The sequence below is a fragment of the Chryseobacterium sp. HR92 genome (assembly GCF_045689405.1).
GTDB lineage: Bacteria > Bacteroidota > Bacteroidia > Flavobacteriales > Weeksellaceae > Chryseobacterium > Chryseobacterium viscerum_A.
The window spans coordinates 277,651-304,047 of the sequence record NZ_CP139139.1 but is presented as its reverse complement, the minus strand read 5'-3'; the positions used below and the strand labels follow the sequence as shown (position 1 = coordinate 304,047).

The following is a 26,397-nucleotide window of genomic DNA, read 5'->3' as shown; positions in this document are numbered from 1 at the left end:
ACGCTATTTCCAATCAAAGGCTCTCCCTATACTTTTGTCAGAGAAATTCAACATAAAGATCAATTAATCTGACATTGATAACCTATGAAAAAGCACCTTTTATTAATAACTACCCTTGTTTGTTCTTTTATAACAGCACAAACAAAAGACACTGCTAACGTCAACAAAATTGAGGCAGTAACGATGAATGGCAAAAAAGTTCTTGTAGAGCGTAAAGTGGACCGCCTGGTTTATAATGTTCAGAATTCTATGCTTTCACAGGGAAGTTCCGGAACTGAGGTGTTGGCTGGCACTCCATTATTACAGGTGGATGAAAATAAAGGTCTTCTTTCTATTGCCGGAAAAAACGGTGTTTCTGTGATGGTGAATGACCGGATGCTGAATCTTTCCGGATCTGAACTGATTAATTATCTGAGAAACCTCCGTTCTGAAAACATATTGAAAATTGAAGTTATTACTACTCCACCCGCCAAATATGAAGCACAGGGAAACAGTGGAATTATCAATATCGTTCTTAAAAAGAATCAGAATCTTGGATGGAGCGGCTATCTGAATACCAATTACACACAGAGAACATATGCTGGTTTCAGCAGTGTAGCAGGAGTAAATTATCAGAATGAAAAAGTAAAAGCCTCCGTAAAAGTAATGGGCTATGACGGAGATAAAAGATCAGTGGAAAAATATAATATTATCGGCCAAAATTCTTCTGTCAGCAAGGATGAAAGAAGGGATATGAATGACGGACTCGGTCTGAATGCAAATTTTGACTATTCTCTTTCTAAAAATTCCAATATCGGATTGGTATACGATATTACAAAGGGACATACCAATATGGATATCCATTCAACACAAAGTTACTTTACAGATGGTATGCCTACTTTACAAACAGAGACGGATTCAAAGCATCGTTCTCCTTTTACAACCCAAATGCTTAATCTCTATTTTGATCAAAAGTTGGGGGAGCATAAACTTAGTTTTGGAGCCAACTATTATGGAAATTTACCTGATACGGAAGTTAATTTTACGACAAGAAATGTCACCAGCAATGCAATACAGATTGTGAGAAACCTTTCTTCCGTAGATTATAAAATCTACTCCGGACAGGGTGATTTGACTTTAAATTTCAAAAAAATTCAGGTAGAAACAGGTGCAAAATACAGCCAGTTTTCTAATAATTCGGACATTGCATATTTTAATTTTAACAATGGAAATTATATCATAGATCCGGTAAAGAGTAATCTTTTTGATTATAATGAAAAGAATTATGCTGCTTACATCAGTGCCAGTAAAGACCTTGGTGAAAAATGGTCTGTAAAAGCCGGACTCCGTTATGAATATTCACAAACCAGCGGTTTTTCTCCTACTACACAGTCAAAATCTGAGAATAATTACGGAAAATTTTTCCCAACAGCCTATTTGTCTTATAAAGCGAATCAGGATAATCAGTTCAGCATTAATTATTCCCGAAGAATCAATCGCCCTTATTTCCGGGCTTTAGATCCGTTCCGATGGTATTCTAATCCCAATTCTTATTATACCGGAAACCCAAGCCTGCAGCCTTCTTTTAATCATAATATTGAATTCAATTATATTTTTAAAAACAAATTTTCTGCGAATCTTTACTATCAGAGAACAAAGAATAACTTTGATCAACTCTCATTCCTGAACGGAATTGACCTTACCAGTACTTATGAAAATTATTACAATCAAAATATTTACGGGCTCAATTTCAATTATACGGATACGTTTTTCAAAATCTGGGAAAGTAATATCTCAACCTCATTCAGTTATAATGAAACTCAGATTACAAAGTTCAATCTGGTTGCTAAAAACGGACAGTCATTTTATTTTTCTTTGAACAATACTTTCCAACTGAATAAAGCTAAGACATTCATGCTATTTGTCAATTACTGGAATAATCTTCCTTCCAGAGACGGATATTTTTCTATGAAAAACACAGCGAGTCTGGATGCAGGAGTAAAAATGAGTTTTGCGGAAAAAGCCCTTCAGGTCAATCTTTCTGTAAGCGATATTTTCAGACAGTCCGGATTGAGAGCTGATATGTATTTTACTGATAATACACAATCTTTCAACAACTATTGGGATGCCAGAAGAATGAACCTCAGCATCACCTATAATTTTGGAAATCAGAAAGTAAAATCGAATAACAGATCAGTCAATTTTGAAGAAAAAAACCGTGCCCAATAACTGCAAAAAACTAAGCTCAGGGAATTTTTCCTGAGATAACCATCATCATATATAAAAAAAACAGAGAGTTCATCTCTGTTTTTTTGTTTAAATAATTTATAAATCATGCCTCTATTTAGAACCTGAATTCAATTCTTGCAAATAAGAACCTTCCTCCTATTCCATACTGAGAAACCTGTCTGGAATATACAAACTGGTTATCAGCCGTTAATGAACTTATATTCGGGCTTTTGGAAGGCAGTATATTCAGGATGTTATTGCTTCCGATAGTTGCTGAAATATTTTTATTAAAATCATATCCCACAGATAAATCTGTCACGAAGCGGTTATTAAGAACAAAATGCTCTGTACTCCCTGTTACCCCGTCAAAATTAGCATCTAAAACGTCTGCATCTGTCACCTTACCAAAGAAAGAATTACGCAGTACGAAAGTAAGTCCGGAAACCCTTAATGTATTGGACAAAGTAGCTTTTACGCGCGGTACAGCTTCTTCGAAATACACTCTATTCGGTTCTGAGAAATAATTATCAATCTGGCTTACCAATTTAGGAGACGCATGAATATCTCCGATTCTTTTGGTTTGATTAAAGTTAATTCCCAGATTATTCTCTAAGGAAACTCCTGATGAAATTTTTGAATTTTGAGAAATGGTAATATCCAACCCCTTTGTCTGAGAATCTACTGCATTGGCAAAGAAGTTGGCAGCACTAGCCCTTGCCAGATCAAAAGCGTCCTGAAGAACTGCCTGATCCGAACCTGGAGTAAAATTACCGTCAGGACGATAGAAAAGGTCTGTAAGCACTACTCTATCTTTAATCTTTATTAAATAAGCATCTGCTGTGAAAGTAAGGCTTAATGTTGGAATCTTCCATGTAATTCCTGTGCTGTAGGATTGTGAGGTTTCCTGTTTTAATTTCGGAATACCCAATGCCTGCGCTGCTTCAGAATTATTCCTGAAAGTACCCACCTGTGTAGTTTTTCCCTGCTGAATCAGTGTAGAAGTAGAGCTATAATAGATCTGCGCTAAAGAAGGTGCTCTAAATCCTGTAGAAACAGCACCTCTCCAGTTCAGATTGGGAGCCAGTTTTACATTGGTTGCCACCTTATAATTGAATGTAGATCCGAAGTCTGAATAATTCTCATATCGCAAAGCACCTTCCAACAACCATCCGTCAGTAACTTCCAGCTCTGCATCAGCATAAGCCGCAATACTGTTTCTGTTTCCGGAAACTGCATTTTCCGGACTAAAGCCTGGAAAAACCTGAGCTCCGGCTGGTCTTATACTTCCGAAGAAATCGGTTACTTTTTCATTTTCAGGAGTTTTGGTAGTTACCACACGACCATAAATATCATAAGAAGCATAAGAGTTTTCATTTCCGGCGTTCACTTTATAATTTTCGTGTCGGTATTCAGCTCCGAAAGCAATGTTCAATCCTTTCAGTACATCATATTTTTTGGAGAAGTCAAGATTGACGGTATTTTGTGAAAACTCAGATCCTCCGGCGTCAAAAGTTCTTGGAGAGCTGTCTGTAAGTGAGGCATTAAAGGTATTTACAACCCCAAAACCAAAGGTATTTTTCCCAAATGTATTACTTAAATCCACATTCCAGCCATTCCATTTTCCTTTAATTCCGGCAGCAAGAGAATAATCATTTACAGCTGCTTCAATCTGAGGGAGATATCCATTGGGAGTAACTGCATTGATGTTTCTCTCCGTATTTGGGAGTCTGTAAAATCCTCCGGCATTTCCAAGACGGTAGCTATAGCCTCCAAATGAGTACACTTTCCAATCCTCATTCACAGGAATTTCAGAATTGAAGAAGAGCTGCCCCGATTGTAGCTTAGACTGTCCTGCTCTCAGGCTGAAATCTTTTCTTTCCAATCCTCTGTAGTTAAGTTCCTGGGACGTAAAATCTTTACCTAATATTTTTTGAAGATCAGAAATACTGTTTGCCCCTGAGATCTGAGACTGGAAATCAGTTCCAAAATAACCAACCTTAGTCGCATATTGTTTTACCGTATTGATAATCTGCTGAGTATTGGAAGTGTTGGTAATATTTTTATACAAACCATCAATATTAACTCCGTCCTGTAATGCTCTGTAATTAATAGCATTATACGCATTGAAAATATCTCCTTCCCTTACTCCCGCTCTGGAATAAGGATCACGGTATTGCGCAGAACCTGTCACGTTAATAAATCCGGATTTTCCAATTTTCGCTCCATAATTAAGATCTACAGAAATAGTCTGTCCGTCAACTCCTCCTGAGAAATTATTAGCAACAGGCGAAGCATATCCACCGAGAAATACCTGTCCGGAAAGTCCTAATCTTTTTTTCAATCCCAGGTTAACTACTCCTGCAATGGCATCAGAACCATATTGAGCAGAAGCTCCGTCTCTTAAAACCTCAATTTTTTCCAAAGCAAAAGCGGGAATAGCATTAAGATCAGTTCCTACAGAGCCTCTTCCCGGTGTAAGCGTTACATTAATCAATGAAGACTGATATCGTCTTTTTCCATTGAGTAACACTAAAACCTGATCAGGACCCAACCCTCTTAGAAGAGCAGGATCTACAAAGTCAGTTCCATCGTTCACCGTGTGTGAAGTGGATGAAAATGAAGGGACAATATAATTTAAAGCCTGGCTGATATTGTTCGTCGGGCTTTGTTTTAAAATTTTTGATATATTAATGATATCTACCGGAACGGGCGTATCTGTGAGTGATCTTCCGGAACCTCTTGATCCAAGGATGACTACATCATCTATTTTTTTAGATTGTAAAGTGTCCGTCTGTGCGTAATAAAATGTAGAGATAAGCGCGAAAGAAGGAATAAATATTTTTGTTTTGAAATTATGCATGTTGTTGGTTGTTTACTTTTTGTTGTTAAAAATTGTTTTTTTGAGCAATACAAACCCTGTAGCCTTAATTGTAAGGTTACCTTTGATGATCGGAATGTTTGTATTATTTTTTAGAAATAGAAAGTGCTAGCAGCAACAACACATGCGCATATAGAAATGGCATGAAAACATATCAGAATAATGAAGATTCACTTCATGATCCGAGGAATAAAAAATAACTGATGTAAGGTGATTTCCCTTGTCTTTAAACATTTGGTTTTAACTTTAAAACAAAAATTCAAGATGGGTAATGATAGAATGATAAACATTTTTTCCGGAAGATCCGGCTTATCGATTGCAGCACCTTGCTTGTTTTTGCAGGTTGCTATCCCATCTAGAGATTCTTGATAATTACCCGGCAAAGATATAATTATTTCGGAAATAAAAAAAATTTTAGCTTAATTTTTCGATTTTCACAATTTTAGCGTAACAAATTATCTTTTTCAGCGTCTAACCGGATATCAGTAAAAACATTATGAAAAAAACGATTTTCGCTTTATCTTTATTAGGCTCTATTTTTGTTTTCTCGCAGGAGAAAAGTAATAAACCTCAGGAAAAACAAATTGAAGGGGTAGTGATCACCAAAACTAAAAAAGCCGTTGAACAAAAAGCAGACCGTACTATTTTTGACTTTTCTGAACAACCTCAGCTGAATAACGGAAATGTTATGGAGGGAATTAAAAAACTTCCGGGACTTGTATCTACCGACATCGCAGGAATGATGTATCAGGGAAAAATGCTTGAAGTGTATCTGAATGGGAGACCCTTGAACATCACTTCCAATGAATTAAACTCCTTCCTTGAAGGAATGCCCGCCAACTCTGTAGAAAGAATTGAGGTAATCACCCAGCCCGGCGCTGAATTTCCGGCTACTTCCGGAGGTGCGATCATGAATATTATCACTAATAAAAACGCCAATAAATATTTAACAGCAACTTATTCCGGGAATTATTCTTTCACGAATTATGATAAATACAGAAACAGAACAACCAATTCTGTTAATTTAAATGCAAGAAATAAATATTTCGGATGGCAGCTGAACGTAGGTCAAAATTACCGTGAAAGTATGCTGAATGGCCAGCAGGATGAGCTTTTAACAAGTCATACCGATAGATACGGACGTGGATATTTTGCAAAATCAGGCTTAACTTTTGATTTGGGGCAGGACAGATTATTATTAAACTACGATATTTATCACAATAATAATGACAATTATACTTTAAGTAATGGTCATGGAGATTTGCCTTTCCAGAATAATCCAAAAGATTTAAGAGAAGCTTTTTATACATCTTCGGATGTTGCTCATACCAATAGCCTGAGACAGGAAGCTGTTGTAACGTATCAAAAACGTTTTGCTGACAAATCTCAAAAACTGGACTTTCAGTTTGGGTATACAAGATCAGACAGTAAATTTTCTCAGGATAATTTCTTTCAAGATGGGACATTTGTAATGCCTGCAAACCCGCCAATCAATAGTCCTACCAATGGTTTGAAAGATATTCTGAACAATAAATCTGTGATGAATATTGCCAACTTCAAAGTAGATTATGCCCAGCCTATCAAGCTTCTTGATGGCGGAAAAGTAAGCTTTGGAGGTTTATACGAGAAACAGGATTATGATACGGAAAGTTTTGGTTTAACCAATCTTGAATATCAGAGACAAACGGCATCTACCTATTTGGAGTTTCAGGCAAAATTGAAAAAATTTGACTTCACATTAGGTTCCCGTGCTGAGAACTATGATATTTCAGGAGTAACAAGATATTTTGATAAAGATGCGAAATTGGTAGAGGCTAATTTGATTCCTTTCAATAAGTTTAAGTTTTTCCCGAATGCGAGTGTACAGTATAACATGATGAATCAGGTTTATATTGCCGCAAATTATAACAGAAAAATCAGTTTACCTAGTATTTCTGCCCTGAACCCGAATAACGTGACGTTCTCCGGACCAAGTACAGAAGTAAATGGTAACCCCAATCTACAGCCTACTATTTTTGATAACTATGAATTGAAAATTTCGGCTTTTGATTATGCATTTATCGGATACAGCGTAAGTTCGGCAAGCAATCAGGTAGCACAGATCATCCGAAAAGACGGAAGAAAACTTTTCAACGAGCAGGTGAACATTTCAAATATGAAAATTCACAACTTCAACGTGGGATTACCGGTTCCTTTTATGATTTTCAGCAAGCCTTTGAGCGAAATTATGAAGTTTAATTTCAACCCGGATAAAATTAATTTCATGTACTTATATGCAGGATATCAGAAGCATGAAATCGACAATCTGAATAATAAAGGGTTCTGGATTTTTAATATCATGACTCAGATTATTTTGCCGAAACACATCAAACTGACAGCCAATTACAGTTATCTGACTCCAAAGGCAGGATATTTCTACTTCACGGCAGAGAAACCGTTCAACAACTCTCTTGATATTACGTTGACGAAGAAGTTTATGAACAACCGTCTGACACTTTCTATCTTTGCGAATGATATTTTCAACGGACAGATGATGCAGGTACGTTCTAACCCGCCATCAGGAACTCCGGTAATGATCAGCAGTAAATATGACACGAGGAATTTCGGATTTTCCATCAACTATAAAATTCCGACAAGAAATAAGCTGGCAAAAGAGGACCCGAATATCCTGAACCAGACTAAAAAAGAGGATAACGGAGGTGTAATGCAGCAGGCACAATAATCCTTTTTTGTAATAGAATAAAAATAGGCGGTAAATAATTATCGTCTATTTTTTTGTAGGTAAGTTTTTGGCTAAAGCCAATGGACGGTTTTATAAAAGTAAAACGGGCTAAAGCCCGTTTCTATTGATATTAAAATGGTGTTATTTGTGAAAGATTCGTGATATTAGTGTTTATACTAACATCAGAAATCTATCGTCTGAAATCTCCAACTCAGCGTATCTACCAAAGTCAGCTGATTAACACTCACAGGAAGATTAGTAATAATTTTTAACGTCTGAAGAGCCATCATGCTTCCTATCATCCCGGGAAGAGCTCCCAATACGCCAAGGCTGTCACAATCCGGCACATCTTCATCAAAAGGTGGTTCAGGGAAAATATCCCGCAAGTTTTTGCTTCCATTATGATTAAATACAGCAACTTGTCCTGAAAATCCTAAGATACTTCCGTAAACCAAAGTTTTATGCAATTTTATACAGGTATCATTCACCAGATATCTTGTTGAAAAATTGTCTGAGCCGTCAACAATAACATCGTATTGAGAAATGATTTCTTCGGCATTCTCTTTATTGATTTTCTCTTCAATTCCTATCAATTTCACCTGATGATTGAGTTCTTTTACAAATGTTTCTGCGCTCTTCACTTTGGATAATCCTACTCTGTTTTCGGTATGTATAATCTGCCTATTCAGATTATGAAGTTCAACTTCATCAAAATCGATAACGCCTAGAGTTCCTACTCCTGCGGCGGCAAGATATTGTATAACCGGACTTCCTAAACCTCCGGCTCCAACGACAAGAACTTTGGAAATTATTATTTTCTTTTGTCCCTCCAGTCCTATCTCTTCGATAAATATCTGCCGGCTGTATCGTGAAAAATGATCTTCTTTCATAATTATAACTGAACCATTAAGATTCTTTAAAATCCACTGTACACAGAATCCCAGTCTTTCATCACAGGATCATAGCCTGCTTTTTTGATCATGAGTCTGATTTCATCCATACTTCGTTCATCACTGGTTTCAAACTGTTCCAGAGATTCTTTATCTACAGCATAACCTCCGGGGTTGGTTTTTGATCCCGCACTCATGGCTGTTGCTCCCAAAGACACTATATTATTCCTGAATACTTCATTTTCTCTGGTAGAAATGGAAATTTCAAGGTCTTCATTCCAGATTCTGTAAGCACAAATGAGCTGAAGAAGATCTCTGTCTTCCATAATAAAATTAGGTTCAATGATTCCTTCTGCCGGTCTGAGCCTTGGAAAGGAAACAGAAAACTTACTTTTCCAGTAGTGTTTCTGAAGATAATCGATGTGTAATGCGTTGAAAAAGCTATCGACCCGCCAATCTTCGAGCCCAAGGAGAACTCCGAGCCCGATTTTATGAATTCCGGCTCGTCCAATTCTGTCCGGAGTTTCCAGGCGAAAATGGAAATTTGATTTTTTACCTTTCGGATGGTATTCTCTGTACACGTCCTGATGATAGGTTTCCTGATACACCAAAACGGAATGCACTCCTTCTTCATGAAGCAGTTTGTATTCTTCTTCCATTAATGGCTGTACTTCAATGGATATATTGGAAAAATGAGGTTTTAACTTACGAACAGCATTCTGAAAATAAGGGACTCCCACTATTTTATTGGCTTCACCACTTACCAATAACACATGATTCACGCCCATGGATTTCAGTACTGAGGCTTCAATCATCAATTCTATATCGGAAAGTGTTTTTCTTTTCAAGCTATTATCGAGGCTGAATCCGCAATAGGTACAGATATTCTGGCATTCATTACTGAGATACAGCGGTGCATACAACTGAATGGTTTTTCCAAATCTTTTTTGGGTAAGCATCTGCGTCATTCTTGCCATCAGTTCCAGTTCATGAGAAGCGGCTGGTGACAGGAGATTCAGAAAATCATCAAGAGTTTTATTCTTTTTCTGAAGACTGTATCTTACCTCAGCCAGATTTACTTTTTCAAGCTTATCCTTTACCTCATCCCACTGGTAGTTTTCAAAAACATCTTTAAAGCTTTTCATGATTCTGATTTATTCAAATAAAAACGAAGTAAGCGGGCTTGAAGCTTCAGCATGGTTGCCAATGGCTCCCAATCCTGATTCAAAAGCTCTTCTTCCGGCAATCACACCTTCTTTAAAAGCTAAAGCCATATTCAGTGGATTTCCGGCAACGGCAATGGCGGTATTCACCAAAACGGCATCTGCTCCCATTTCCATTGCTTTTGCGGCATCTGATGGTGCTCCAATTCCGGCATCTACTACTACAGGAACATTACTCTGGTTAATGATTATTTCCAAAAAGTCCTGAGTTCTTAATCCTTTATTGGTTCCAATTGGTGCACCCAAAGGCATTACTACAGCTGTTCCGGCATCTTCAAGACGTTTGCACAAAACAGGATCTGCATGAATGTAAGGCATTACAACAAATCCTAATTTGGCCAATTCTTCAGTGGCATATAAGGTTTCAATAGGATCCGGCAGTAAATATTTCGGGTCCGGATGAATTTCCAGTTTTACCCAGTTGGTTTCCAGAGCTTCTCTGGCTAATTGTGCTGCTAATACCGCTTCTTTGGCAGTTCTTGCTCCGGAAGTGTTCGGCAGAAGATGAACGTTGGTTTCTTTTAATGAATCAAGCAGATCATCTTCATTAGATTGGGCATCAATTCTTTTGAGAGCCATCGTTACCATATTGGTTTCTGATGCGATGACAGATTGTACCATATCTCTCATACTCCCGAATTTTCCTGTTCCTAAAAACAGTCTTGATTCAAAAATTCTTCCTGCTATTTCTAATTTCTGATTGTTCATATCATTACTTTTTTTAGTTCATTAATAATAGTCGGCTGCTTTGTAATGAGCCCGGATACGGCAACACCATAAATCCCTATTCCCTGTAACGGCAAAATATCTTCAAGGGTAACGCTTCCGATGGCAAATATTCTAGGGATATCTATTGATTTTTCTCTTAATCCATCAATGATCGCCTGATAGCCTTCAAATCCAAGAACAGGGCTTAGTTTTTCTTTGGTTGTGGTAAATCTCAATGGTCCTAAACCGATATAATCACAAGATTCTTTGATTCTCTGAATGACATCTGAAAGGGTATTAGCCGTTCCACCAATAATTTTATTTTCGCCTAAAATCAATCTTGCTTCTTCAATAGCGCTGTCGTTTAATCCCAGATGAACACCATCTGCATCTATTTCTTTGGCTATTTGTACATGATCATTGATGATACAAACCGACTGATATTCTGAACAAAGTTGTTTTGAAACTTCACAAAGGCTGATTAATTCATGTTCAGGTGCATTTTTCCATCGAACCTGCACCCATTTGATCCCGCTATCAAGGGCTTTACGGATACAAAGTTCCTGCTCCTGTTGGGTATTTCCCTGCGATATGTATTGTAATTTTTCCATTTTTCTATGAATGTGTTCCCAGTAGAGAGGGATTGCTTTTTAAAAATTTTTCGATGTATAATTTCCCATTTCTACAAGCGGTTTCCCTATTTTCACCTTTGGCAAGTTCTGCTGTAATTGCTGATGATAACACACAGCCGGAGCCATGTTTAGGAAAATATATGGTATTGTCTTTAGTGGGAACTAAAAAAGTTTCTTTTCCGTTTTCAACTAAAATATCCGTTCCTAAATGATCTTCTCTATGCCCACCTTTGATCAGCAATGAGCATTGATGAGTATTTGGTAGAAGATCATTTTCCTTTAAAACACTGTACTCATTATAATTGGGGGTTATTAAACTGAGTTGATTAACTGTACTTTTTAATTGAGAAAGTGTTTCAAGATCAAAAAAAGAGAATTCGGAAGTACTTTTCAGCACAGGATCCCAGACGATTTTTACTTCAGGGTTCCCTTTTTGAACTGTTTCTACAATTTTACCCAGAAATTCTGCATCTTTCACAATTCCGATTTTCACGGCTGAAATGGGATAATTTTCCATCAGCACCTGAATTGCTTCGGTTACTTCATCTATAGGACGCCATTCTAAGCTCAGGCATTTGGCAGCGGTTTGCAATGTCAGTGCAGTACATACTCCCAGTCCTATAACTTTCGACTGTTCAAAGGTTTTACTATCTGATAACAAGCCTGCTCCACCACTGGGATCAAAACCTGCGATACTTATGACATAAGGCCGTTCCTGCATTTTCTGAATACTTTTAAAGGGTCTTCATTTTCCCAGATGGCACCTAATAACGCGGCTCCATCTGTTTCTGCTTCGAAAACTTCATTAATATTATCCTGATTAATTCCTCCAAGGGCAATCAATTTTACATCCGGATTGTTCCGGTGTTTTATTTCTTCTTTAATAGTAGAATCCATTCCATATCCTTTTTTGGAGATACTTGGAAAGAACGGGCTTATGAAAGCATATTCCCATTCTTTATCCAAAGTATTATAGGTTGTGATATCATGTACCGAAGTTGAAATGATATTTTCTTCTGCAAAAGGTTTATATACTTCTTCCTTTCGATCAATCTCCCTGAAATGAAATCTTGAAATATTAAATTCCTTCCCAAGATCATAATGCGTATGTAAAACCAATTGTGAATGAAAGGGTTCATCAATCTGGGTGATGAATTCAATCATTTCATTGCGGCTGAGCCATGGTTTACGGATATGAAGCAAATCAAGTCCTTCCTGAAACATTTGATTAATTGTATCTGTTTCGTTCGGGACAATCAATTCAGGAGTGATGACTAGGATCATATATAAATTTCTTTCCCTTTTTCGATGAATTCCTGTGATTTATCCAGCATTCCTTGTTCTGCAGATTCACGAATTTCCTGAGTAATTTTCATTGAACAGAATTTCGGTCCGCACATGGAACAGAAATGGGCAATTTTTGCACCTTCTGCCGGAAGTGTTTCATCATGATAAGCTCTTGCTGTCTCTGGATCTAATGAAAGGTTGAACTGATCTTCCCATCTGAACTCAAACCTTGCTTTACTTAATGCATTATCTCTGTATTGTGCTCCAGGGTGGCCTTTTGCCAGATCCGCCGCATGAGCTGCCAGCTTATAGGTAATTACCCCAACTTTTACATCATCTTTATTCGGAAGTCCTAAGTGTTCCTTTGGTGTTACATAGCAAAGCATTGCACAACCAAACCATCCGATCATTGCTGCACCGATTCCGGAAGTAATATGATCATAACCTGGAGCGATATCCGTTGTTAAAGGACCTAAGGTATAAAACGGAGCTTCATGACATTCTTCCAGCTGCTTTTCCATATTTTCTTTGATCATATGCATCGGAACGTGCCCGGGGCCTTCAATCATAACCTGTACATTGTGTTTCCATGCAATTTTCGTCAGTTCACCTAAAGTTTCAAGTTCTGCAAACTGAGCGGCATCATTGGCATCTGCAATAGATCCCGGACGAAGACCGTCTCCCAGAGAGAAAGCAACATCGTATTTCTTCATGATTTCACAAATGTCCTCAAAATGGGTATACAGGAAGCTTTCTTTATGATGAAATAAGCACCATTTTGCCATGATAGATCCACCTCTGGAAACAATTCCGGTGACTCTTTTTGCTGTTAAATGAATGTATCTCAACAAAACTCCGGCGTGAATAGTGAAATAGGAAACTCCCTGTTCTGCCTGTTCAATTAAGGTATCTCTGAAAATTTCCCATGTCAGATCTTCCGGAACTCCTTTTACTTTTTCCAATGCCTGATAGATGGGAACAGTACCAATAGGAACCGGACTGTTTCTGATGATCCATTCTCTTGTTTCGTGAATATTCTTCCCGGTGGAAAGATCCATAATGGTATCAGCTCCCCATCGGCAGGCCCATACTGCTTTTTCTACTTCCTCTTCAATACTGGATGAAACGGCACTGTTTCCGATATTGGCATTGATTTTCACCAGGAAATTTCTTCCAATGATCATCGGCTCACTTTCCGGGTGGTTGATGTTATTGGGAATAATAGCTCTTCCGGCAGCAATTTCGTCTCTTACAAATTCCGGTGTGATCTTACTTTTCGGAGTATTGGCTCCAAAACTATGTCCGGGATGTTGAAAAGCCATTTCTTTGGATACAGAGTCAAGCTGTTCTATTCTTTGATTTTCTCTGATCGCCACATATTCCATTTCCGGAGTGATGATTCCCTGTTTTGCATAGTAAAGCTGAGTAAGCTCTTTTCCTTCCTGTGCTACTTTAGGTTTATGATCATAGGAGAATCTCAGTTCATCAAGACGCTGATCTGCTAAACGGGCTTTTCCGTATTCAGATGTTATTCCGTCCAGAATATTCACATCATTTCTGTCCAGAATCCATTGTTCTCTGATTCTTGGAAGTCCTTTCTGAATATCAATGACTGCATTTTCATCGGTATAAGGACCTGAAGTGTCATAAATGGTAACCGGGGCATTATGTTCAAAGCCGCCATTGGTCAATTTGGTCGGGCTAAGCTGTATTTCACGCATTGCTACATTGATAGGGTGTAATGTTCCTTCAATATAGATTTTCTTTGAGTTCGGAAATGGCGAACATGTAATGGAGTGAGCCATAAGTATTGGTATTAAATATGAGAATTAACCGCCTTGAGTGGCAGTAATGATTAAAACTGAATCGTTATTGTTAAGGATGGTTTCCGCCCAGACTGACAGGGGAATAATGCGATTGTTGAGGGCTACAGCAATACCTTTCTTCTTTCCGGGTAGCTCAATAGCCAATAATGCTTCCAGGTTGGCAGGAAGTACATCAAATGTTTTTCGGGTGTGGTTGATAATAAGTTCCATTCCTAATAATTTAAATATACTTTAGGAATGGCTATTATTGTACAATAGAATGTACAGCAAAAGTCATCTACTTTTCCCTACGCTGGTATGATCCAGATCAGGTTCAAAGGGTAAAGTCTCAGTCTGTTGGTAACAGACACCCCTAAAGTTTGGGACGAAGTTAGACATTTTTTTAGAATAGGCAAAAATTTTTTGAAAGACAGAGCAAAAAGCTAAGTAATGTGAACAGGAAATTATTTAATCAAAAAAAATAGGCTGAAAGTGTAACACTCCCAGCCTATTTATTATTTTTCTCTTATTATTCTTCACAAGCCCTCCAGATTGCATCATTCTGCGGAACAGGAGCTATAATTTCAATTTCTTCTTTGGTTACCGGATGAATAAACTCCAGTTTTCTTGCATGAAGATTGATTCCTCCATCAGGATTGGAACGCGGTGCTCCATATTTCAGATCTCCTTTGATTGGAATTCCTGTTTTGGACAATTGTGCTCTGATCTGGTGATGTCTACCGGTTTCAAGATCAATTTCAAGAAGTAGGTAATTATCCAGAGTCTTAATAACATTATAAGTCAAAATCGCTTCTTTTGCTCCTTCCGTAGCTTTTGGAAAAACAATAGCTTTATTATTCTTCTCGTTTTTCTTTAGGTAATGAACCAGCTTTTGACTTTGCGGGATCATTTCTTTTCCTACAACAGCCCAATACGTTTTTTTCACTTCACGGTTTTTTACCATCTGTGTAAGACGGGAAAGTGCTTTGGAAGTTTTTGCATAGATTACCAGTCCGGATGTAGGACGATCTATACGATGAACCAAGCCAAGAAAAACATTTCCCGGCTTAGTATCTCTTATTTTTATAAAGTTCTTGATGGATTCTAGTAGTGATTCATCTCCGGTTTTATCACCCTGTACAAGCTGGCCAACCTTTTTATTAATCACCAGAAGATGGTTGTCTTCATATATAATCTGCTCCTTCATATTTCTTTCATCTATCTTCTTCTATTGGATAAAGACAGGATAATTCCTGCCAGAAGACCTACCGTTTTAACAGCTGAAAGCTTTGAACCTTCTGGAATGAATGCTCCGAATACACAAATTGCAGCTGCAGCATACATTGCATACACGAAGTTTTTATTGGTAAGCAGCGGTGCCTGAATAAAGAAGCTTGCTCCTATCAGCACATAAAAAACTTTTCTTGAAAGTAAATGATTGATTTCCGGAGAAAATAGATTAAACCATCCTACAGCAAGACAAATCAAAGCTGCGATAGATAATATTCCCTGGATTGATTGTTGATTCTGCATGAATTAATAGCTTTCGTTTTCATTTGGGAACTCAACACTTTTTACGTCTTTTACATATTGAGCGACAGCTCCTGTAATTTCTGTATAAAGGTCAAGATATCTTCTTAAGAATTTCGGACTGAAACCTTTGTTCATTCCTACCATATCGTGATAAACTAAAACCTGTCCATCACAATCTGCTCCGGCACCAATTCCGATAGTAGGGATAGAAATACTTTCAGTTACTTTTTTGGCTAATTCTGCCGGAATTTTTTCCAATACAATTGAAAAACATCCTAATTCTTCCAAAAGCTGTGCATCAGCGATCAGTTTTTCGGCTTCTGCCTCTTCTTTAGCTCTTACTTTATAAGTTCCGAATTTATAGATGGATTGCGGTGTTAATCCCAAATGCCCCATTACCGGAATTCCGGCATTGATGATCTTTTTGATAGACTTGGAGATTTCTTTTCCGCCTTCAATTTTCACAGCATGCGCTCCACCTTCCTTCATCATTCTTACCGCAGACTCCAGTGCTTTTTCAGGGTTACTCTGATAAGTTCCGAAAGGTAAATCTGCTACCACCAAAGCTCTGTCGGTTCCTCTTACCACACTTTGAGCATGATAAATCATTTGATCCAGCGTAATAGGCAATGTAGTTTCAAAACCAGCCATTACATTCGCTGCAGAGTCTCCAATTAAAATAGCATCTACTCCACCTGCATCTACCATCTTTGCAGTGGTAAAATCATAGGCTGTAAGCATTGTTATTTTTTCCTTGTCGAATTTCATTTTACGCAAGGTTTCAGTTGTAACTTTTTTAATTTCAGAGTGAACAGACATAATTTATCTATTTTTAAAAGTTAAAAAGTCGGCCTTGGGCCGACTTAAGTTTTTGTATGATTTATAAAACTACGTGACCGAGTTTCATGAGTTTGTCGTGATTTAAGATCTTGATATTTCTTCCGTCTACTTCAATGAGACTATCCTGTTTGAATTCTGATATCAGACGGATGGCACTTTCTGTAGCGGTACCGATAATATTGGCAATTTCTTCTCTCGTTAATGAGATCTTGATAAAACCTTCAGGATCTACTCCCAGTTTCTGTTCCAGAAGCAACAGAATTTCTGCAAGCCTTTCTCTTACCGTTTTCTGAGCAAGGAAAGTGATGGTATTGGAAGATTCTCCTAATTCGTATGAGATTTTCTGAAGCATTACGAAAGACAGCTGTGGATCTACCTCCAGAAGATACATAAAGATATCTGCGGGTAAGAAAACACATTCAATATCTGTCATTGCTTCTGCTTTGGCCTGGAAATTTTCCCCGCAAAGCAAAGAACGATAGCCGATGATATCCCCTTCTTTGATAAATCTTAAAATTTGATCTTTCCCGAACGCTCCTGATTTTGAAAGTTTGGCAGCCCCTTTTTCCAGAACAAACACTCCTTTCGGAGTTTCGCCATCCTCGAAAATGGTATCGTGTTTCTGAAAACTCAGTTTCTTTTTGCCATTAATGTATTTCTCAAAATCTGCGCTAGAAAGTCTTTCTTTAAATGATTTATCATTAAAAACTCTGGCGAACCTCTCTTCAATTGCTATCTGTTGTTCCTGCGGCATTTTATATGATATTTATCACAAAAATAGAACTTTTTAACGCGATAAACAAAAAAATTTGTTATAATTTTGTAGTTCAATATTTTATGGGGTGAGCGAGAACTGTTTTCATTGTGGTCAAGGGATAGAAAAAGAGAGAATTTTATTTGATGAAAAGACTTTCTGTTGTAATGGATGTAAGTCTGTTTACGAAATTCTAAATTTAAATAATTTAAGCAATTTCTATGAGCTTAATAAAGGAGCGGGAATTCGTCCGAATGATGAAAATTCTTCTCAATTTGACTACTTGGACACACCGGAAATTTTTGAAAAAGTGACTGATTTTTCTGAAGGAAACACCAGTCTCGTTACATTCAAAATCCCTGTTATTCACTGTTCTTCTTGTATCTGGCTATTAGAAAGCCTTCACACGTTAAATAAGCATATTAAATATTCGCAGGTTAATTTCACAAGAAAGACCTTACAGATTTCATTCAATCATAATGATATGAAATTAAGCGAACTAGCTAAATTTTTAACCAATCTAGGATACAAACCGGTTATCAGCCTTGAAACCGCTGATAAAAATGAAGATCATCTTGACAAATCTTTATTAGTAAAATTTGCCATTGCTGCCTTTGCTTTTGGTAATGGAATGTTCCTTGCCTTTCCTGAATATATCGGAGGGGAAGATTATTGGATGGAACATTACAGAGGCTTATTCAGAACCCTGATATTCCTTTTGGCAACACCTGTCGTATTTTACTCCGCTTCAGATTATTATAAATCTGCATGGTACGGTTTAAAAAATAAGATTGTTAACATTGATGTTCCGATTGTCTTAGGAATTTTTGTTCTATACGGAAGAAGCATCTACGAAGTGCTAACAGATTATGGTCCAGGATATTTCGATACTCTTTGTGGACTTTTATTCTTCATGCTTCTCGGAAAAATTTTCCAAAAAAGAACATACAGTGCTCTTTCTTATGACAGAGATTACAAATCTTTCTATCCGATTGCCGTAACGAAAGTTGATTTTGAAGGAAAACAGGATAATATTTTACTATCTGAAATAAAAGTAGGTGATAGAATTCTGGTTAGAAATCAGGAAATCATCCCGGTAGATGCTATTCTGATCAACGGAGAAGGAAATATTGACAACAGTTTTATTACCGGAGAAAGCGAAAGTATCAGCAAACAGCCAGGTGATAAGATTTTTGCCGGAGGTAAGCAGATAGGCTCATCCCTGGAACTGGAAGTGATTAAAAACGTAGATCAAAGTTATCTTACCCAGTTGTGGAACAAGGAGGCCTTTAAGAAACACGAGACCGGACTTGACACGCTGACAAACAACATCAGTAAATACTTCACATTCATAATTTTAGGCATTGCTCTCGTTGCGGGAACCTATTGGGCATTTATTGATCTGGAGAAGATGTTCCAGGTTATTTCTGCCATTCTGATTATTGCATGTCCTTGTGCGCTTGCGTTGTCTGCACCGTTCACTTTTGGACACATTATGAGGATTTTAGGTCGAAATAAGTTCTATGTAAAAGATACTTTAACGATTGAAAAAATCGCGAAGCTTGATACCATTGTTTTTGATAAAACCGGAACGATTACCCACAGAAAAAAATCAAATATCAAATACGAAGGGCCCGAAATCAGCGAATTTGACTCCCTGAATATTAAAACATTATTAAAGAATTCCAACCATCCGCTTTCAAAATCTTTGTATGAATTCATCGAAGTAAATGATGAATATTTCCCGGTAGAGAAATTTGTTGAAATCTCAGGAAAAGGATATGAAGCCAGCATAAGAGGAAATCTTTATAAAATCGGCTCGGCACGCTATAACAACCAGGAACCCAAAAACCTTGAAACAGCAGTTTACATCAGTAAAAATGATGAATACTTAGGGAAATTTATCTTTAAGAATGAATACCGCCCGAAACTGAGAGAACTTTTCACAAAACTTACCAACTACAAAATATTTATCCTGAGTGGAGATAATTCCTCAGAAGAAAGCCAGCTTAAAGAGCTTATTCCAAATTATAAAGGAATGGCCTTTAATCAGAATCCGGAAGATAAACTGAATTATATTAAAGCCCTTCAGGATCAGCACATGAAAGTAGCAATGCTTGGAGATGGCCTTAATGATGCGGGAGCTTTAAAACAAAGTAATGTAGGGATTGCAATTGCTGATGACACCAACAGTTTTACACCATCTTCTGATGTAATTATGAACGGTGATAAAGTGGTTACATTAGACAATTACCTGAACGTTTGTAAGGGCTCTATCACCATTGTGAAAATGACATTTATAATCAGTTTTCTATACAATATCGTTGGTTTAAGTTACGCTGTTACAGGACATATGCATCCGCTCTTCGCAGCAATCATCATGCCAATCAGTTCCATCACGGTGGTTACCTTTACTACACTTTCAACCTGGATATTAGGACGTAAACATTTCAAAAAACAGGCGTAGAAGCCCTTATTTAGACTGATTTTAAATTAGCTGAAATCGGCATTTCGTGATGAATGTCATTATTTTTCACTAAATTTGAACCCCGAAAATAGGTTAATTTTGTTGTCCAATGGATATTCTATATTTAATGATCCTCTGCAGTGTTTCTTTAGCTGCGATTTTCTTGGTCGTATTTATAGTGTATGCCCGAAAAGGACAGTTTGAAGATGATGAATCTCCGGCTGTCAGAATCCTTTTTGATGATGAAAAAATCAAAGAAAATGATGAAGCAGGCAACAAAGATAAAGACGAGAAAGAAATAGGAGAAAATAATAAAAATTGAGAAAAATAGTGAATAGTTGATATGGAAACACAGAAGTTTAGTTATGACAATAGTATTGTCCGTGCGTTCCTTTATGCGACCTTAGTTTTCGGTCTTATAGGGTTTACGTTCGGGCTTACGGCGGCATTAATGCTTTTCTACCCTGAATTACCTGAATTCTTTTTCGGGACAGATGACACAACCATCAAAAGTTTGGCATCGGGAAATATTCAAGGTTTAATAAACACTCATGGTGCATTTGGTTTTGGTAGAATCAGAATGCTGCACACCAACACCGTAATCTTTGCATTCGTTTGTAACATTGTTTACACGGGTATTTATTACTCATTACAGAGATTATTAAAAACAAGAATGTACAGTGACACATTGTCTTGGTTACATTTCTGGACTTGGCAGTTTATGATCGTTGCTACGTTCGTTACGTTCTTTATGGGAATCAATACCTCTAAGGAATATGCTGAACACGAGTGGCCGATCGACATATTGATCGCATTCTCATGGATCATTTTCGGTATCAATATGTTCCTGACTATTTCAAAGAGAAGAGTGAGACACCTTTATGTAGCGATCTGGTTCTACATTGGTACATGGATTGCGGTAGCAATGCTTCACATCTTCAATAACCTTGAAGTACCTTTATCTTTCACAGGCTGGAAATCTTATTCAGCATATGCAGGGGTAAAAGATGCTATTGTACAGTGGTGGTATGGACACAATGCGGTTGCATTCGTATTGACGACTCCGGTTCTAGGTTTAATGTATTACTTCCTTCCGAAGGCTGCAGACAGACCGGTATTCTCTTATAAACTGTCTATTATTCACTTCTGGTCATTAATTTTCGTATATATCTGGGCTGGTCCTCACCACCTTCAGTATACAGCTCTTCCGGCTTGGGCTCAGGCGGTAGGAACAGGGTTCTCTATCATGCTTATTGCACCATCTTGGGGAGGAATGTTAAATGGTCTTCTTACGCTAAGAGGAGCTTGGGATAAAGTAAGAGAAAATCCTATCCTTAAGTTCTTTGTAGTAGCTGTTACTTGTTATGGTATGGCAACGTTTGAAGGACCGCTTTTGGCAACTAAAAACATCAACAAAATTGGTCACTTTACAGACTGGGTTATCGGTCACGTACACTTAGGAGCTCTTGGATGGAATGGTTTCATGGCATTCGGAGTTATCTATTATTTGGTACCAATTATGTGGAGAACAAAACTTTGGTCTGTAAAATTAGCTAACTGGCATTTCTGGTTAGGTACTTTAGGAATCATTTTCTATGCAGTTCCAATGTATATTTCAGGATTTACACAAGGATTAATGTGGAAGCAATTCAACCCGGACGGAACATTATTATGGAAAAACTGGTTGGATACAGTAACTGCTATTATCCCTTACTTTAAAATGAGATTTGTAGGAGGTTTATTCTATATCTCAGGATCTATCTTAATGATCGTAAACGTAATTGCTACGGTAAGAAAAGGATCATTCCAGAAAGAGGTTCCTGCTGAAGCGCCTGCATTGGCAAACATCAGTAAGAACAGAAAAGAAGGAGAAGGTACTCACCTTTGGTTGGAAAGAACTCCGGTATTATTAGGTATTTTATCTTTCATCACAATATCTATTGGTAGTTCAATTGAAATCATTCCTACGCTATCTCTTAAGAAAAGTGTACCTACGATTTCTGCAGTGAAGCCTTATTCACCACTAGAACTTGAAGGTAGAGATATCTATATCCGTGAAGGATGTAACGCTTGTCACTCTCAGATGATCAGACCGTTCAGAGATGAGATTACAAGATTCAACGGTAAAAACGGACAATACTCCAAAGCTGGAGAATTCGTATACGACAGACCATTCCTATGGGGTTCTAAGAGAACAGGACCGGATTTACATAGAGAAGGTGGTAAAAACCCAAGTTCTTGGCACTACAAGCACATGTATAACCCAAGATCAACTTCTGCAGGTTCCATCATGCCTCGTTACCCTTGGTTAATTGCTACTGACTTAGACAGAACTAAGATGGTAGACAAAATGAAGCTGATGAAGAATGTATTCGATGTTCCTTATTCTAAGGCTGAAATCGATTCTGCAGACAAATGGGCTAACAACCAATCAGCAAAAATTGTAAAAGATATCTTCTCTGAAGCAAATGACCTTAAGCAGGCTTATGCTAAGAGACCTCAGGGAGAACTAGAGAAAAAAGAAATTGTAGCTCTTATTTCTTATCTTCAGAGATTAGGTACAGATATCAAAACAACTGAAATCAAAACAGCAAGTAATAACTAAACATTAAAAGGTTCATATGATTCCTCAGAACTTTAAAGATATATTATCCAATACAGAAAACGCTGGTTTCTACCAGACGCTGGCTCTGATTTTCTTTATGCTGTTCTTCATAGCTTTAGTAATCTATGTTTTTAGCAGACCTAAGAAATATTACAAAGAAGAAGAAGAAGCACCACTTGGGGATGATGAGGATGACGATTTTAATTTAAAAAATTAAACTATTTTTTATGAAACAAAGAACACCTGTTGTCGTAAACATCTTAATAATAATCGGGCTTTTAATAGTTTTTTATTATTTATTTGTACAGAGCTACGCGTTCCTAGCTTCGCCTTACTTCTGGGGAACTGTTGTGATCGCTGGTATCCTTGCCTATATCCATGGTGCAATTGGAGATCTGATTGAAAACAACAAATTCAAAAAATTATCTCCGGAGGAAAAAGCAGCTTATTTAGCTGAAAAGAAAGTTCCTTTCTTAAAAAGAATGTATTTGGCTGCATTCAAAAAGCAATCTGAAACTGAAGAAAAAGATATCCTTATCGACCATGGTTTCGATGGAATTATGGAGTTGGATAACCAGTTACCAAAATGGTGGGTAGGTTTATTCTATTTTGGGACCGCATTTTGTATTGTATATATTGCTGCATACTCTTTCACAGACTTCGCTCACCCATTAAGCGAATATGAAAAAGAATATAAAGAACAGTTGGCAAGTATTGAAGAATACCAAAAAACTCAACCTCCTGTAACGATAGAAACAGCAAAATACTCTGCTGATAATATTGCAGAAGGTAAAGAATTATTTAAAACAAACTGTGCATCTTGTCACAAAGAAGACGGTAGTGGTGGTATCGGACCAAACCTTACTGATAACTACTGGATCAACCAGCCTGAGAAAACGTTATTCAAAAATGTATTCCATATGGACTGGAATGGTTCTCCTACTAACCCTGCGATGAGAGCTTTCGGTAAAAACGGAGAAGTTTCAGGTGCAGAGATTGAAAAGATTGCAGCGTATGTATATCACATCAATCAGGAACAACCACCAGTGACTCAGGCTCAAGGAGGAGCAGCTCCTCAAGGAACTGAAGCACATTGGGAAAAAGAATAATTTAAAAAATTAGAAACATATGAAAAAAACATAATTTGTTATTAGATAAAAATAGTAACGAATTATGTTTTTTCTTTTTTAAAACCTATTACATATGTCAGACATAGAAGAAATAGAAGTACGCGGCGGACAGGGACAGGTTCTGGACCCTGAGACTTACAGAGATTCTATAGGGACAATGGAGCAATCCGGAAAAAGAAGATGGGTATTTCCTAGAAAACCTAAAGGGAAATATACCAACTATAGAAACATTGTAAGCTATTTATTATTAATTATTTATTTTACATTACCGTTTATCAAAATCAATGGTAATCCATTATTGTTGTTCAATGTTATAGACAGAGAGTTTTTCATCTTTGGACAGCCTTTCTACCCACAGGACTTTTTTATCCTCACTTTAGGTGCTATTGCATCTTTAATCTTCATTATTGTTTTTACGATTGCGTTCGGAAGAATTTTCTGCGGGTGGATTTGCCCTCAGACAATTTTTATGGAATCGATCTTCCGTAAAATAGAATATCTGATTGAAGGTGACCGAAATAAGCAGATGAAGCTGGACAGACAGGAGTGGAACAGTGAAAAGATCTGGAAAAGAAGTTTAAAATGGTCTGTTTATATCATTATTTCATTAATCATCACCCACTTTATGTTCATGTACATTGTAGGATATGAAGAGGTATTTAAGATCATTGGTGAAGGACCATTTGCACATCCTACCAATTTTATTGTAATGATTCTTCTTACCGCTGCATTTTATTTTGTATTTGCATGGTTCCGAGAGCAGGTTTGTACATTGGTATGCCCATACGGAAGACTTCAGGGGGTATTGATTGATAAAGACACCATCAATGTTTTCTATGATTTCAAAAGAGGGGAAAACAGATCAAAATGGAGAAAAGGTGAAGACCGTCAGGCTGCCGGCAAAGGAGATTGTATAGACTGTCACCAGTGTGTAGTAGTGTGTCCTACCGGAATTGACATCAGAGACGGACAACAGCTGGAATGTATAAACTGTACAGCCTGTATTGACGCCTGTGATGAAGTGATGGAAAAAGTAGGGCTTCCAAAAGGACTGATCCGGTATGCTTCTGAAAACGAAATTGAAAAACAAACTCAATTTAAGTTTACAGGCAGAATGAAAGGATTTACAGTATTCTTATTCCTTTTGGTAGGATTCTTGGGATATCTTCTATACAGCCGTGGTGAGATGGAAGCTAAATTCATCAAGCCGGCAGGGAGTACATTCTTTGTAAGAGATGGTAAAATTACCAATACCTATAATTATACTTTCCTTAATAAAACGAACGACAAAAAAATCGTTACCATCAAAGTAATTGATCCGGCACATGGTGAAATTACTTATAGTGCATCAAGCAAAATTCAGGTAGACAGAGATAAAATTTCGAAAGGAACGATTAATATCAGCTTCCCGGAAGATGAAATGAAACTCTCTAAACAGAATATCACAATTGGTGTTTATGATATGAAAGGAAAACTGATTGATTCATATCAGACATATTTTGAAGGACCATTTAAACTGCAATTTTAATTAGAAAAAAATGAAGAACTTTAGTTGGGGACACGGTGTTGTAATTGCATTACTTGCATTCATAGTTTTTATATTATCCATGATGTTTCTTTTCCCAAATGGGCAGAAAAACTCTGAAATGGTAACAGATAATTATTACGAAGAGGAGTTGAAGTACCAGGATGTGATTGATGCGAAGAAAAAAGCAGATGAATTACAGGAAAAACCTGTATACAGTCAGGATGCCAAAGGAATTAAAATTACTTTTCCAAAAGAATATAACAACTCAAATACTACGGTAAAATTTGTTTTAAACAGAACCGACGACCAGAATTTAGATATCAAAAAATCTGTACAGCTTGATGCCAGCCAGTCTTTCACAATACCAGCACAGGTATTGAAAGTAGGAAACTACACATTAAGATTAAGTTGGACAAAAGATAAAGCAGACTACCGAATGGATTATGATGTGATATGGAAATAGGACTTATTGTATCGGCTATTGCTTTAGGCTTTGCTTCCGGTTTTCACTGTATCGGAATGTGCGGTCCTATTGCCCTGTCGATGGGATTAACCAAAAAGCAGGCAGCTAACTTCTATCTTCAGAACCTTACCTATCAATTCGGGAGAATATTCACTTATTCATTATTAGGTGCGCTTCTTGGAATTATCGGACAAGGATTTGAAATGGCAGGATTCCAAAAATATTTGACTATTACGGCAGGAGTTCTTCTGATTATCATGGCTGTATTTTCATTTGGCGGAAAAGATTTTGCTTCGAAAATACCCTTTCTTTCCAAATTTTTATACTCTGTCAAATTAAACTTAGGAAAACTTCTTCAGAAGGCAGATTACCGTTCAAGATTCTCTACAGGAGTTTTGAATGGCTTTTTACCGTGTGGAATGGTTTACATGGCACTTACTGCCAGCCTTGCAGGAGGAGGAATATGGCAGGGAGCTTTATATATGGCTTTATTTGGTCTTGGAACCCTTCCATTCATGTTTGCAGTTGTTTTAGCCGGAAACCTGATGAATCAGGCCTTCAGGGTAAAAGTTTTGAAAGCAGTTCCGGTCATCATGATCATTTTGGGAGGATTATTCATTCTAAGAGGTCTTGAGCTGGGAATTCCCTATGTTTCTCCGAAAGCTGAATCTATGACCATCATTAAAGATCCAAACGGGGCTGTTAACTGCCATTAATTTGTATT

23 protein-coding genes and 2 riboswitches are annotated in these 26,397 nt (G+C 37.3%); of the genes, 10 read left to right on the top strand and 13 right to left on the bottom strand.

Annotation, left to right across the window (positions count from 1 at the left end):
- Nucleotides 1-84: 84 nt before the first annotated feature.
- Nucleotides 85-2,208: a TonB-dependent receptor domain-containing protein gene (locus tag SFA27_RS01385; RefSeq protein WP_407295668.1), complete on the top strand. Its 2,124-nt coding sequence runs from the start codon at nt 85-87 to the stop codon at nt 2,206-2,208.
- A 115-nt stretch (nt 2,209-2,323) separates the two neighbouring features.
- On the opposite strand, the gene SFA27_RS01380 is transcribed toward SFA27_RS01385, so the two are convergent.
- Nucleotides 2,324-5,068, bottom strand: coding sequence for a TonB-dependent receptor plug domain-containing protein (locus tag SFA27_RS01380; RefSeq protein ID WP_407295666.1), 2,745 nt, complete (start codon nt 5,066-5,068; stop codon nt 2,324-2,326).
- A 297-nt stretch (nt 5,069-5,365) separates the two neighbouring features.
- A riboswitch (SAM-I-IV-variant riboswitch) is annotated at nt 5,366-5,463 on the bottom strand.
- Nucleotides 5,464-5,582: 119 nt separating this feature from the next.
- Between SFA27_RS01380 and SFA27_RS01375 the strand changes: the two genes are divergently transcribed.
- On the top strand, nt 5,583-7,808 hold the full coding sequence (locus tag SFA27_RS01375) for an outer membrane beta-barrel protein (RefSeq protein WP_407295663.1): 2,226 nt from the start codon (nt 5,583-5,585) through the stop codon (nt 7,806-7,808).
- A gap of 182 nt (nt 7,809-7,990) precedes the next feature.
- On the opposite strand, the gene SFA27_RS01370 is transcribed toward SFA27_RS01375, so the two are convergent.
- The 12 genes from SFA27_RS01370 to SFA27_RS01315 form a co-directional block, all read right to left on the bottom strand.
- A complete protein-coding gene (locus SFA27_RS01370; RefSeq protein WP_047377346.1) occupies nt 7,991-8,698 on the bottom strand; it encodes a HesA/MoeB/ThiF family protein in 708 nt (235 codons plus the stop codon).
- A gap of 26 nt (nt 8,699-8,724) precedes the next feature.
- The gene (gene thiH, locus SFA27_RS01365; protein ID WP_407295659.1) at nt 8,725-9,843 is read right to left on the bottom strand and encodes a 2-iminoacetate synthase ThiH; all 1,119 of its coding nucleotides are present in this window, start codon (nt 9,841-9,843) and stop codon (nt 8,725-8,727) included.
- Nucleotides 9,844-9,852: 9 nt separating this feature from the next.
- Nucleotides 9,853-10,629: a thiazole synthase gene (locus SFA27_RS01360; RefSeq protein WP_407295657.1), complete on the bottom strand. Its 777-nt coding sequence runs from the start codon at nt 10,627-10,629 to the stop codon at nt 9,853-9,855.
- The gene (locus SFA27_RS01355) at nt 10,626-11,240 is read right to left on the bottom strand and encodes a thiamine phosphate synthase (protein ID WP_407295655.1); all 615 of its coding nucleotides are present in this window, start codon (nt 11,238-11,240) and stop codon (nt 10,626-10,628) included. The genes SFA27_RS01360 and SFA27_RS01355 overlap by 4 nt, the downstream gene beginning before the upstream one ends.
- Nucleotides 11,241-11,244: 4 nt before the next feature.
- Complete coding sequence (locus tag SFA27_RS01350; RefSeq protein WP_407295654.1) at nt 11,245-11,982, bottom strand: hydroxymethylpyrimidine/phosphomethylpyrimidine kinase; 738 nt, start codon at nt 11,980-11,982, stop codon at nt 11,245-11,247.
- The gene (locus SFA27_RS01345) at nt 11,958-12,545 is read right to left on the bottom strand and encodes a thiamine phosphate synthase (protein ID WP_407295651.1); all 588 of its coding nucleotides are present in this window, start codon (nt 12,543-12,545) and stop codon (nt 11,958-11,960) included. The genes SFA27_RS01350 and SFA27_RS01345 overlap by 25 nt, the downstream gene beginning before the upstream one ends.
- A complete protein-coding gene (gene thiC, locus SFA27_RS01340; RefSeq protein ID WP_407295648.1) occupies nt 12,542-14,353 on the bottom strand; it encodes a phosphomethylpyrimidine synthase ThiC in 1,812 nt (603 codons plus the stop codon). The genes SFA27_RS01345 and thiC overlap by 4 nt, the downstream gene beginning before the upstream one ends.
- Nucleotides 14,354-14,377: 24 nt before the next feature.
- Nucleotides 14,378-14,584 (bottom strand): sulfur carrier protein ThiS, encoded by a 207-nt coding sequence (gene thiS, locus SFA27_RS01335; protein WP_047377339.1) that lies wholly within the window; start codon nt 14,582-14,584, stop codon nt 14,378-14,380.
- 57 nt (nt 14,585-14,641) lie between these two features.
- Nucleotides 14,642-14,738: riboswitch (TPP riboswitch) on the bottom strand.
- A gap of 144 nt (nt 14,739-14,882) precedes the next feature.
- Complete coding sequence (locus SFA27_RS01330; RefSeq protein WP_047377338.1) at nt 14,883-15,560, bottom strand: RluA family pseudouridine synthase; 678 nt, start codon at nt 15,558-15,560, stop codon at nt 14,883-14,885.
- An 11-nt stretch (nt 15,561-15,571) separates the two neighbouring features.
- On the bottom strand, nt 15,572-15,886 hold the full coding sequence (locus SFA27_RS01325; protein ID WP_047377337.1) for a hypothetical protein: 315 nt from the start codon (nt 15,884-15,886) through the stop codon (nt 15,572-15,574).
- A 3-nt stretch (nt 15,887-15,889) separates the two neighbouring features.
- Nucleotides 15,890-16,705, bottom strand: a complete 816-nt coding sequence (gene panB / locus SFA27_RS01320) for a 3-methyl-2-oxobutanoate hydroxymethyltransferase (protein WP_034692593.1) — start codon at nt 16,703-16,705, stop codon at nt 15,890-15,892.
- Nucleotides 16,706-16,766: 61 nt separating this feature from the next.
- Nucleotides 16,767-17,480: a Crp/Fnr family transcriptional regulator gene (locus SFA27_RS01315; RefSeq protein ID WP_034692595.1), complete on the bottom strand. Its 714-nt coding sequence runs from the start codon at nt 17,478-17,480 to the stop codon at nt 16,767-16,769.
- A gap of 88 nt (nt 17,481-17,568) precedes the next feature.
- Between SFA27_RS01315 and SFA27_RS01310 the strand changes: the two genes are divergently transcribed.
- The 8 genes from SFA27_RS01310 (at nt 17,569) to SFA27_RS01275 (ending at nt 26,389) form a co-directional block, all read left to right on the top strand.
- Entirely contained in the window at nt 17,569-19,947 is a 2,379-nt protein-coding gene (locus SFA27_RS01310; protein WP_407295644.1) for a heavy metal translocating P-type ATPase, read from the top strand.
- A 109-nt stretch (nt 19,948-20,056) separates the two neighbouring features.
- On the top strand, nt 20,057-20,269 hold the full coding sequence (gene ccoS / locus SFA27_RS01305; protein ID WP_047377334.1) for a cbb3-type cytochrome oxidase assembly protein CcoS: 213 nt from the start codon (nt 20,057-20,059) through the stop codon (nt 20,267-20,269).
- A gap of 21 nt (nt 20,270-20,290) precedes the next feature.
- Nucleotides 20,291-22,552, top strand: a complete 2,262-nt coding sequence (gene ccoN, locus SFA27_RS01300) for a cytochrome-c oxidase, cbb3-type subunit I (protein WP_047377333.1) — start codon at nt 20,291-20,293, stop codon at nt 22,550-22,552.
- Nucleotides 22,553-22,568: 16 nt separating this feature from the next.
- Entirely contained in the window at nt 22,569-22,769 is a 201-nt protein-coding gene (locus SFA27_RS01295; protein WP_002983870.1) for a cbb3-type cytochrome c oxidase subunit 3, read from the top strand.
- Between the two features lie 10 nt (nt 22,770-22,779).
- Nucleotides 22,780-23,661 carry a cbb3-type cytochrome c oxidase N-terminal domain-containing protein gene (locus SFA27_RS01290; protein WP_047377332.1) on the top strand — a complete coding sequence of 294 codons (882 nt, stop codon included), beginning with the start codon at nt 22,780-22,782 and terminating at the stop codon, nt 23,659-23,661.
- 94 nt (nt 23,662-23,755) lie between these two features.
- Complete coding sequence (gene ccoG / locus SFA27_RS01285) at nt 23,756-25,210, top strand: cytochrome c oxidase accessory protein CcoG (RefSeq protein ID WP_047377331.1); 1,455 nt, start codon at nt 23,756-23,758, stop codon at nt 25,208-25,210.
- A 10-nt stretch (nt 25,211-25,220) separates the two neighbouring features.
- Nucleotides 25,221-25,673, top strand: coding sequence for a FixH family protein (locus tag SFA27_RS01280; RefSeq protein ID WP_047377330.1), 453 nt, complete (start codon nt 25,221-25,223; stop codon nt 25,671-25,673).
- Complete coding sequence (locus SFA27_RS01275; RefSeq protein ID WP_407295639.1) at nt 25,664-26,389, top strand: sulfite exporter TauE/SafE family protein; 726 nt, start codon at nt 25,664-25,666, stop codon at nt 26,387-26,389. The genes SFA27_RS01280 and SFA27_RS01275 overlap by 10 nt, the downstream gene beginning before the upstream one ends.
- The last annotated feature ends 8 nt before the right edge of the window (nt 26,390-26,397 follow it).

Coding starts and splice junctions, on each gene's coding strand:
- SFA27_RS01385 (WP_407295668.1), top strand. CDS start 85: ATGAAAAAGCACCTTTTATTAATAACTACCCTTGTTTGTTCTTTTATA.
- SFA27_RS01380 (WP_407295666.1), bottom strand. CDS start 5,068: ATGCATAATTTCAAAACAAAAATATTTATTCCTTCTTTCGCGCTTATC.
- SFA27_RS01375 (WP_407295663.1), top strand. CDS start 5,583: ATGAAAAAAACGATTTTCGCTTTATCTTTATTAGGCTCTATTTTTGTT.
- SFA27_RS01370 (WP_047377346.1), bottom strand. CDS start 8,698: ATGAAAGAAGATCATTTTTCACGATACAGCCGGCAGATATTTATCGAA.
- thiH (WP_407295659.1), bottom strand. CDS start 9,843: ATGAAAAGCTTTAAAGATGTTTTTGAAAACTACCAGTGGGATGAGGTA.
- SFA27_RS01360 (WP_407295657.1), bottom strand. CDS start 10,629: ATGAACAATCAGAAATTAGAAATAGCAGGAAGAATTTTTGAATCAAGA.
- SFA27_RS01355 (WP_407295655.1), bottom strand. CDS start 11,240: ATGGAAAAATTACAATACATATCGCAGGGAAATACCCAACAGGAGCAG.
- SFA27_RS01350 (WP_407295654.1), bottom strand. CDS start 11,982: ATGCAGGAACGGCCTTATGTCATAAGTATCGCAGGTTTTGATCCCAGT.
- SFA27_RS01345 (WP_407295651.1), bottom strand. CDS start 12,545: ATGATCCTAGTCATCACTCCTGAATTGATTGTCCCGAACGAAACAGAT.
- thiC (WP_407295648.1), bottom strand. CDS start 14,353: ATGGCTCACTCCATTACATGTTCGCCATTTCCGAACTCAAAGAAAATC.
- thiS (WP_047377339.1), bottom strand. CDS start 14,584: ATGGAACTTATTATCAACCACACCCGAAAAACATTTGATGTACTTCCT.
- SFA27_RS01330 (WP_047377338.1), bottom strand. CDS start 15,560: ATGAAGGAGCAGATTATATATGAAGACAACCATCTTCTGGTGATTAAT.
- SFA27_RS01325 (WP_047377337.1), bottom strand. CDS start 15,886: ATGCAGAATCAACAATCAATCCAGGGAATATTATCTATCGCAGCTTTG.
- panB (WP_034692593.1), bottom strand. CDS start 16,705: ATGTCTGTTCACTCTGAAATTAAAAAAGTTACAACTGAAACCTTGCGT.
- SFA27_RS01315 (WP_034692595.1), bottom strand. CDS start 17,480: ATGCCGCAGGAACAACAGATAGCAATTGAAGAGAGGTTCGCCAGAGTT.
- ccoS (WP_047377334.1), top strand. CDS start 20,057: ATGGATATTCTATATTTAATGATCCTCTGCAGTGTTTCTTTAGCTGCG.
- ccoN (WP_047377333.1), top strand. CDS start 20,291: ATGGAAACACAGAAGTTTAGTTATGACAATAGTATTGTCCGTGCGTTC.
- SFA27_RS01295 (WP_002983870.1), top strand. CDS start 22,569: ATGATTCCTCAGAACTTTAAAGATATATTATCCAATACAGAAAACGCT.
- SFA27_RS01290 (WP_047377332.1), top strand. CDS start 22,780: ATGAAACAAAGAACACCTGTTGTCGTAAACATCTTAATAATAATCGGG.
- ccoG (WP_047377331.1), top strand. CDS start 23,756: ATGTCAGACATAGAAGAAATAGAAGTACGCGGCGGACAGGGACAGGTT.
- SFA27_RS01280 (WP_047377330.1), top strand. CDS start 25,221: ATGAAGAACTTTAGTTGGGGACACGGTGTTGTAATTGCATTACTTGCA.
- SFA27_RS01275 (WP_407295639.1), top strand. CDS start 25,664: ATGGAAATAGGACTTATTGTATCGGCTATTGCTTTAGGCTTTGCTTCC.